We start from the raw sequence: 8,399 nt of genomic DNA, 5'->3' as shown, positions 1-8,399 counted from the left end.
TGTATGGATGGCGCCAGGCGCGCGACCGATCGGCAAGGGCAGGGCCGAAGCTGACGCCGCCAAGGCGGCTGACGCCAAGGCGCGCAAGGCCTCGTTCAAACCGACCTATGGCAAACCGGCCGGTGCAAAGCCGTTCGGCAAGCCGCGCGGCGAACGTCCGGGCGGGGCTGGCGGCGGTGAGCGTCCGCGCAACGGTCCCCGAGGCCCCAAAGCGAGATGAGAATCGTCGGCGGTGAGTTTCGCGGGCGTCCGTTGGCGACGCCGCGCTCGAGCGCCATCCGTCCGACGACCGATCGTACCCGCGAGGCGGTCTTCAACGTGCTGGCGCATCGCTTTGCCGAGCAATTGGACGGGGCACGCGTGCTCGACCTGTTCGCCGGCACCGGCGCGCTGGGACTGGAAGCGCTGTCGCGCGGTGCCTCCTACGGTGTCTTCATCGAGGAATCGGCGGAAGGCCGTGGCCTGATCCGCGACAATGTCGAGGCCTTCGGGCTCACCGGCCGCACCAAGATCTTCCGCCGCGATGCCACCGGCCTCGGCGAGGCCGGCACGCTGGCGCCGTTCGGCCTTGTCTTCGCCGACCCGCCCTATGGCAAGGGCCTTGGCGAGCGCGCCTTGCAGTCGGCCAAAGCCGGCGGCTGGCTTCGCCCCGGCGCGCTGTGCGTGGTCGAAGAGGCCGCGGTGGCGTCCTTCGAGCCAGGCCCCGGCTTTTCGGTGCTGGACGAACGCAACTATGGCGAGACCGTCATCCGCTTCATCGAGGCGGCCTGATACGCCTCGTATCCTTGGCCGGGCATCCATGGGCCGGCCTCTTTGCCGCCGCCTTTGCCGGCAACATGATCAACAAATCACTTTGCTTGTCGCCAGCACCTTGCCTATCGTCTGTCGACAGAACCGGAGCCGTTGATGACATCCAGGATTGAATGGCTGCGGGGAACGCTGTTGGCGACCTCCTTGGCTTTTGTCACGACCAGCCCAGTGCTGGCCGAGAGCCCCGTCTTGCCCAACACGGTTCCGGCCGAGTTCAAGGTCACGGATTTCCTGCTCGACAACGGCATGGAGGTGGTCGTCATTCCCGACCACCGTGCGCCGATCGTCACCCACATGGTCTGGTACAAGATCGGCAGCGCCGACGAGCCGCCCGGCAAATCCGGCATCGCGCATTTCTTCGAACATCTGATGTTCAAGGCAACGACCAACCATGCGGCCGGCGAGTTCGACCGCGCCGTCTCCGATATCGGCGGATCCAACAACGCCTTCACCTCCTATGACTACACCGCTTTCCACGAGACGGTGGCGCCGTCGGCACTCGGGCTGATGATGAGCTTCGAGGCTGACCGCATGCGCAACCTCATCCTCACCGATGATGTCATCAAGACCGAGCGCGACGTCATCCTCGAGGAGCGCCGCTCGCGTATCGACAACAGCCCCGAGGCTGTGCTGGACGAGGAGGTCGATGCGACGCTGTGGCAGAACCAGCCCTATCGCATTCCGGTCATCGGCTGGATGCAGGAGATGCAGCAGCTGAACCGCGTCGACGCCACCGCCTTCTACGACAAATACTACCGGCCCAATAACGCCGTGCTGATCGTCGCCGGCGATGTCGAACCGGACACGGTGCGGGCGCTGGCCGAAAAGACCTATGGCAAGGTGGCGCGCGGCCCCGATCTGCCGCCCCGCATCCGCCCGGTCGAGCCGGAGCAGAACACCAAGCGCACGGTCACGCTCTCCGATGCCCGCGTCAGCGTGCCGAGCTTTTCCACGCAATGGGTGGTGCCGTCCTATCATTCGGGAAAGCCGGGCGAGGCGGAAGCGCTCGACCTCTTGGCGGAGATCCTCGGCGGCGGCAATCGCAGCCGGCTCTACCAGGCGCTTGTCGTCCAGCAAGGTATCGCATCCAGCGCCGGCGCCTTTTTCCAGGGCACCATGCTCGACGACACCAACTTCACCGTCTACGGCGCGCCGCGCGGCGATGCCAGGATTTCCGACGTCGAAGCGGCAGTCGATGCGGAGGTGGTGCGCATCGTCAAGGATGGCGTGACGCCATCGGAACTGGAAAAGGCCAAGGACCGCTATGTCAGGTCGATGATCTTTGCCCGCGACAAGCAGGATTCCATGGCCAACATCTACGGTTCGACGCTGGCCACCGGCGGCAATGTGCAGGACGTCCAGCAATGGACGGACCGCATCCGCAAGGTCACCGCAGACGAGGTCAAGGCGGTCGCCGCGCGCTATCTGGTGCTCGCCCGGTCGACGACCGGCTATCTCTTGCCGCAGCAACAGGCGGGGAATTGATGATGAATTCGATCCCCGTGAGCGAGGCAGCCCCCTCATCCGGCCGCTTCGCGGCCACCTTCTCCCCGCTGGGGAGAAGAGGCTGGCGCCAGCGCTGGCAAGCTCCTCTCCCCGTCGGGGAGAGGTCAGCCGAGCAAAGCGGAGGCTGGGTGAGGGGGAGCGCCGGCTTCCGCGATTGGTCGCTGCCGACGATTGCCGCATGGCGTGCACTCACCACCCTCTTTCTCTCCATCCTCTTCCTCATCCTGCCGGCGCTCACCGCGCGGGCCATGGAGATCCAGTCCGTCACCTCGCCAAAGGGCATCACCGCCTGGTTGGTCGAGGATTATTCCGTGCCGGTCGTGGCCATCCGCTTCGTCTTTGGCGGCGGCTCGACGCAGGATCCTGTCGGCAAGGAAGGACTGGCCAATCTGATGACCGGCCTGTTCGACGAAGGCGCCGGCCCGCTCGATAGTGAAGACTTCCAGATCAAGCTCGACGATGCCGGCGCCGAGATGAGCTTCGACGAGAGCCGCGACGGCATCTACGGCTCGATGCGCATGCTGGCCGAGCAGCGCGACCAGGCCTTCGACCTGCTGCGGCTGGCGGTCAACGAGCCGCGCTTCGACCAGTTGCCGATCGACCGCATCCGTTCCCAGATCCTGTCCGGCATCATCGCCGGCGAAAACGACCCGGACACGGTGGCGCAGAACAAATGGGCGCGCGCCCTCTATGGCGACCATCCCTATTCCCGCTCCGATCAGGGCACCAAGGAAAGCATCGCCGCCATCACGTCCGATGATCTGAAAGGCCTGCACAAAGCGGTGTTCGCGCGCGGCGGCCTGCATGTCGCCGTAGTCGGCGCCATCGACGCGGAGACGCTGAAGAAGAAGCTCGACATGGTGTTCGGCGACCTGCCGCAGAACCAGGCGCTGAGGCCTGTGGCCGATATCGACCCGAAGCTGGCGCAGCATATCGAGGTCGACTACGACCTGCCGCAGACCTCCCTGCAGCTCGCCTTTCCCGGCGTGAAGCGCAAGGCGGCGGATTTCTTCCCCGCCGTGCTGATGAACGAGATCCTCGGCGGCGGCACCTTCACCTCGCGCCTGTTCCAGGAAGTGCGCGAAAAGCGCGGACTGGCCTACAGTGTCAACTCCTCGCTCATCAACCAGGACCACGCTAACGCGTTGATCGTCAGCACCGGCACCCGGTCCGACCGTGCGGCCGAGACGCTTGGCATCGTCCGCGATGTCGTCAAGCAATTGGCCGAACAAGGCCCGACCGAAGCGGAACTGGCGGCGACCAAGAAATACATGATCGGCGCCTACGCCATCAACAATCTGGACTCGTCCAGCGCCATCGCCTCGACATTGGTCGAGTTGCAGCTCGACGATCTCGGCATCGACTACATGCAGCGCCGCGCCGGCTACATCAATGCGGTGACGCTCGAACAGGTCAAGGCGGCGGCGAAAAAGCTGCTGACCACCGAGCCGACCATCATGGTCATCGGCCCGAAACTGGCCGGAGCCGGCAAGGGATGAGCCCCACCTTCGGCATCGCCTTCGGCGGCGGCGGCGCGCGCGGGCTGGCCCACATCCATGTCATCGAGGCGCTGGACGAGCTCGGCATCAAGCCGGTGGCGATTGCCGGCTCGTCGATCGGCGCCATCATGGGTGCCGGCATGGCATCGGGTATGGCCGGCAAGGACATCCACGACTACGCCCGCTCGATCCTCGGCCGCCGCGCCGAGGTGGCCAGCCGCATGTGGCGGGCGCGGCCGGGCACGATAGCCGAAGCCATGCAGAACGGCATCCGCGTCAGCCAGTTCAATGTCGAGCGCATCCTGAAAGCCTTTCTGCCCGAGGCCATCCCCGAAACCTTTGCCGAGCTGAAGATCCCGCTGAAGGTGACGGCGACCGACTATTTCGGTCACAAGCTGGCCGTCTTCGAAGACGGCGACCTGCACTCCGCGCTGGCGGCGTCAGCGGCCATCCCTGCCGTGTTCCGTCCGGTGATGCGCGACGGCAGGCTGCTGATCGACGGCGGCATCTACAACCCCGTGCCGTTCGACCTGATCGAGAACGACGCCGACATCATCATCGGCGTCGACGTCGTCGGCGCGCCGGAAGAGGCCGACCGCAAACAGCCGACCTCCGTCGACCTGATGTTCGGCGCCACGCAATTGATGATGCAGTCGATCATCGCCAACAAGCTGAAGCAATGCCGCCCCGACATCCTGGTCCGCCCGGCAGTGTCGAGATACCGGGTCCTCGATTTCCTGAAGATCGACGCGCTGATGAACGAGACGGTGGATATCAAGGACGAACTGAAGCGGCAGGTGGAGAAGGCGGTGGAGGCGAGGAATAGCGCCGCCATCAAGGGGAGACGGGGCAAGCAGGTCGGGTGAGGATGCATCTCCCCATTCGATCTGAAAGGCTCCAACCGATTACGACTTAGCCGCCACCGGCGCATACTCCAGCGCCACAACGCCGTTGCTGAACGGCGTGGCCGAAATCAGTTCGAGCGACACCGGTTCGCCGCCTGGGAACAGCGGCTTGCCTTGGCCGACGGTGCCGGGATAACTGAGCAGCCTGACGCGGTCGACCAGGCCATGGCGCAGCAATTCCTGCGCGACGCTGAGGCTGCCATGCACATAGATGTTGCCGCCGCTGCCTTGCTTCAGCGTCCTGACCGCTTCCGGCAGCGGTCCCTTCAGCAATTCGGCAGGCTTCCAGTCGAGCGCCTTCAGGCTGTTCGACGCGACATATTTCGGCAGCGCGTTGAACCGTTCGGCAAAATCTCCGGTTTCCGTCGGCCAGGAGCCGGCAAAGATCTCATAGGTCGTGCGCCCCAAAAGCATGGCGCCGGTGTCGGCAAGCTCGTCCTCCTTGAACCTGTTCATCTCGTCGTTCCAAGTCATGCTTGGCAGCTTCTCGACCTCGGCAATGCCATCGACGCTGATGAATTCGGTGACGATAAGTTTTCGCATGGCGTTCTCCTTCTTCGCTCAAAGGACGGACCGCGCAGGGTCATTGCGACACGCTTCGTGAAAAATATCACTGTGCGGGCGGAGGCGCCGCGTTCAAGGGGAGACAGCGGAAGAGGACAAGGGTGAGCCCTGGTGAAACGCAGGGCTGGCCGGTAAACCCGTAACCCCACCGCTCGTCTTCAGTCCTTCGCCCGCTCCACATAAGCCCCATCCGCCGTCATCACCACCACGCGGGTGCCCGGCGCGATGTGGGGGGGCACCAGGGTGCGCACGCCGTTGGACAGCACGGCCGGCTTGTAGGACGACGAGGCCGTCTGTCCCTTGGTCGTCGGCTCGGTTTCCACCACTTCGAAGGTGGCGCGCTGCGGCAGCACCAGGGAAATGGCAATGCCGTTGAACTGCGACACCTGCACGGCCATGCCTTCCAGCAGGTAAGGTGCCATGTCGCCGACCACGGCTTCCGACACCGCCACCTGGTCGTAGGTTTCCGGGTTCATGAAGTGAAAGCCTTCGCCGTCGCGGTAGAGGAAGGTGTGCTCGCGCTCTTCGACATAGGCGCGCTCGACCTGCTCGGTGGTGCGGTAGCGTTCCGAAACCTTCACCCCGTCGCCGATGCGGCGCATGTCGAGCTGCGTTACCGGCGTGCCCTTGCCTGGGTGGATGTTTTCGGCAAAGAGGATCACATAAAGCTTGCCGTCCTTGTCGACGACATTGCCTTTGCGGAGCGAACTGGCGATGACTTTCACCACGGTTTTAAATCCTGCAAGAAGAGTTGACTGGCGTTTGCCGGCTAGTGCGGCGCTGGATGGGGGCCTACCGCATCTTGGCCGCCGCCGCCAGCCCCCTTCCACCATGTTCCGAGCCGCATGACCGAAGCTTCGCCCTGGTGGACGCCTGACGTTCACGCCGACCGCCGCCCGCGGCTGATGCTGCGCAATGGCATCGCCGCCGGCCTGCGCGACTGGTTCGCCGCCCATGATTTCGTCGAGGTGCAAACGGCGGCGCTGCAGGTCTCGCCCGGCAATGAGGCGCATCTGGCGGCTTTCGCCACGGAAGCGGTCGGGCCGGACGGTGCAAGGGCGCCACTCTATCTCCACACCTCGCCGGAATTCGCCTGCAAGAAGCTGCTCGCCGCCGGTGAAACCAGGATTTTCAGCTTCGGTCCGGTCTATCGCAACCGCGAGCGCGGCCCCTTGCATCATCCCGAATTCACCATGCTCGAATGGTACAGGGTGGGCGAGGCCTATGAGAGCCTGATGCTGGATTGTGCGGCCTTTCTGGCGCTGGCCGCGACAAGGACAGGGGCGACTCTTTTCTCTTTCCGGGGCCGCGACTGCGATCCGTTTGCCGAGCCGGAACGACTGACGGTGGCGGACGCTTTCGCCCACTATGCCGGCATCGACCTGCTGGCCACGGTCGCCGCCGACGGCAGCACCGACCGCGACGCGCTGCACGCCGCCTTGACCTATGCCGGCCTGCGCACCGCGCCCGACGACAGCTGGGCCGATCTGTTCAGCCGGGTGATGGTGGAAAAAATCGAGCCGTTGCTCGGGCAGGGCCGCGCGACCATCCTGTGCGAATATCCCGTCGCCGAGGCGGCACTGGCGCGGCCGAGCCAGCGCGACCCGCGCGTCGCCGAGCGTTTCGAGCTCTATTGCTGCGGCGTCGAACTCGCCAACGGCTTTGGCGAACTGACCGACGCCGACGAGCAGCGCCGGCGCTTTGTTATCGAGATGGACGAGAAGCAGCGCGTCTATGGCGAGCGCTATCCGCTGGACGAGGATTTTCTCTCAGCCCTTGCCATCATGCCGCCGGCCAGCGGCATCGCACTCGGCTTCGACCGGCTGGCGATGCTGGCGACCGGCGCGCAAAAAATCGAGGACGTGATCTGGACGCCTGTCGCCTGAGGGCGGAAAGATCTGGCCTATTCGATTCCAGGGATCAAGACTGGACCGTGACCCCGAACCAAGAGACCACATGATCGGTACTGGATTTCAAGGTCAATCGGGAAGATCTACAGTGGCTGCTTCTGAAACGGTCGAAATCGCCATTGTCGGCGCCGGAGTTGTCGGGCTGGCGACGGCACTTCGCCTTGTCGCGGACGGCCGCGAAGTCCTGCTCATCGATCCGAACGAGCCGGGCTCCGGCGCGTCGTTCGGCAATGCCGGAACGATCGCCGAATATGCCTGCATGCCGGTCGGCACTCCTGCGGTGCTGCGGGCATTGCCAAAGCTGCTGCTTGATCCCGACAGCCCGTTTTCGCTGCGCTGGCCGGCGCTGCTGCAGCTGGCGCCATGGCTCGTTCGGTTCATGCGGCAATCGCTGCCGGCGGCCACCCGGGCCAATGCACTGGCGCTCGCCGGACTGCTGGCCGACGCCCTTCCAGCCTGGGAAGACATGGTCGGGGAGGCCGGGCTGGAGGACCAGATGCGCCGCAATGGCTGTCTTTACCTCTATCGCCGCTTGAGCGATTTTGCCGCTGGCGCCGGCGGCCGGGCAATGCGCGCTGGGTTTGGCATCCACCAAGAGGTCCTGACTCCCGAAGAGGTGGCGGCGCTTGAGCCGGGCCTGCCGGCGACAGCAGCGCATGGCGTGTATTTTCCCGACTCGATCAATGTCACCGATCCGGCAATGGTGATGCGGCGGTTGCTGGGCGCGGTGAGTGCCCGTGGTGCATCGGTGAAGCAGGCAGAGATCACCGGGCTGCAGGTCGAGGCTGACGGTGTGCAGCTCAGCGGACCCGGCGTTCGCATCAAGGCTGGCACGGTGGTGATCGCCGCCGGTGCACGGTCGCGCGCACTGGCCGCGCAGGCCGGCGACAGGATTCCGCTCGAGACCGAGCGCGGCTATCATCTGGAATTCCAGACCGACGCGCCGCTGCTCAACCGACCTGTCTGTCCCGTCGATCTTGGTTTCTACCTGACGCCGATGGCTGGCCGCTTGCGGGTCGCCGGCACCGTCGAACTCGGCGGCCTGGTCGCGCCGCCAAATCCGCGCCGGCTGGCGCTGCTTGACCGTGGCGCCAGGCAAATTTTTCCCAGGCTCGGCTCGCCTGCCTCGCAATGGCTCGGCTTCCGGCCGTCCCTGCCGGATTCCAGGCCGGTCATCGGCGCTTCGCGCGGCAGCTCCCGCGTAA

8 protein-coding genes and 1 pseudogene are annotated in these 8,399 nt (G+C 65.1%); 7 read left to right on the top strand and 2 right to left on the bottom strand.

What is annotated here, in order from left to right; genetic code table 11:
* The 5 genes and pseudogenes from ENZ74_RS13275 to ENZ74_RS13255 all read left to right on the top strand — a co-directional run.
* Positions 1-220: pseudogene (locus tag ENZ74_RS13275) on the top strand (RNA pseudouridine synthase); the annotation flags it as partial.
* Complete coding sequence (gene rsmD / locus ENZ74_RS13270; RefSeq protein ID WP_024504838.1) at positions 217-771, top strand: 16S rRNA (guanine(966)-N(2))-methyltransferase RsmD; 555 nt, start codon at positions 217-219, stop codon at positions 769-771. The pseudogene ENZ74_RS13275 and the gene rsmD, both read left to right, overlap by 4 nt.
* 135 nt (positions 772-906) lie before the next feature.
* Positions 907-2,295 carry a pitrilysin family protein gene (locus ENZ74_RS13265; RefSeq protein WP_063167722.1) on the top strand — a complete coding sequence of 463 codons (1,389 nt, stop codon included), beginning with the start codon at positions 907-909 and terminating at the stop codon, positions 2,293-2,295.
* Positions 2,295-3,815, top strand: coding sequence for a pitrilysin family protein (locus ENZ74_RS13260; protein WP_244514289.1), 1,521 nt, complete (start codon positions 2,295-2,297; stop codon positions 3,813-3,815). Before ENZ74_RS13265 ends, ENZ74_RS13260 begins: the two co-directional genes overlap by 1 nt.
* Positions 3,812-4,681 (top strand): patatin-like phospholipase family protein, encoded by an 870-nt coding sequence (locus tag ENZ74_RS13255; RefSeq protein ID WP_013532353.1) that lies wholly within the window; start codon positions 3,812-3,814, stop codon positions 4,679-4,681. Before ENZ74_RS13260 ends, ENZ74_RS13255 begins: the two co-directional genes overlap by 4 nt.
* 39 nt (positions 4,682-4,720) lie before the next feature.
* Here the strand turns inward: ENZ74_RS13255 and ENZ74_RS13250 are convergent, their stop codons facing one another.
* Complete coding sequence (locus ENZ74_RS13250) at positions 4,721-5,263, bottom strand: dihydrofolate reductase family protein (protein WP_063167724.1); 543 nt, start codon at positions 5,261-5,263, stop codon at positions 4,721-4,723.
* A gap of 179 nt (positions 5,264-5,442) precedes the next feature.
* Positions 5,443-6,012 carry an elongation factor P gene (gene efp / locus ENZ74_RS13245; RefSeq protein ID WP_013532351.1) on the bottom strand — a complete coding sequence of 190 codons (570 nt, stop codon included), beginning with the start codon at positions 6,010-6,012 and terminating at the stop codon, positions 5,443-5,445.
* 117 nt (positions 6,013-6,129) lie between these two features.
* Here efp and epmA point away from each other — a divergent pair, with 117 nt between their 5' ends.
* Entirely contained in the window at positions 6,130-7,170 is a 1,041-nt protein-coding gene (epmA, locus tag ENZ74_RS13240; protein WP_063167725.1) for an EF-P lysine aminoacylase EpmA, read from the top strand.
* A gap of 112 nt (positions 7,171-7,282) precedes the next feature.
* Positions 7,283-8,399 (top strand): FAD-dependent oxidoreductase (locus ENZ74_RS13235; protein ID WP_127312806.1); only part of this gene is annotated, 1,117 nt, incomplete at its 3' end.

This window comes from Mesorhizobium sp. M7A.F.Ca.CA.002.15.2.1, from assembly GCF_003998715.1.
In the GTDB taxonomy this organism is placed as follows: domain Bacteria; phylum Pseudomonadota; class Alphaproteobacteria; order Rhizobiales; family Rhizobiaceae; genus Mesorhizobium; species Mesorhizobium ciceri.
This window is presented reverse-complemented; position numbering and strand designations above follow the sequence as displayed.

What these genes read in the sequence shown, in the direction of transcription:
- ENZ74_RS13265 (WP_063167722.1), top strand. Translation starts at nt 907, where the DNA reads ATGACATCCAGGATTGAATGGCTGCGGGGAACGCTGTTGGCGACCTCC.
- ENZ74_RS13255 (WP_013532353.1), top strand. Translation starts at nt 3,812, where the DNA reads ATGAGCCCCACCTTCGGCATCGCCTTCGGCGGCGGCGGCGCGCGCGGG.
- ENZ74_RS13260 (WP_244514289.1), top strand. Translation starts at nt 2,295, where the DNA reads ATGATGAATTCGATCCCCGTGAGCGAGGCAGCCCCCTCATCCGGCCGC.
- epmA (WP_063167725.1), top strand. Translation starts at nt 6,130, where the DNA reads ATGACCGAAGCTTCGCCCTGGTGGACGCCTGACGTTCACGCCGACCGC.
- rsmD (WP_024504838.1), top strand. Translation starts at nt 217, where the DNA reads ATGAGAATCGTCGGCGGTGAGTTTCGCGGGCGTCCGTTGGCGACGCCG.
- ENZ74_RS13250 (WP_063167724.1), bottom strand. Translation starts at nt 5,263, where the DNA reads ATGCGAAAACTTATCGTCACCGAATTCATCAGCGTCGATGGCATTGCC.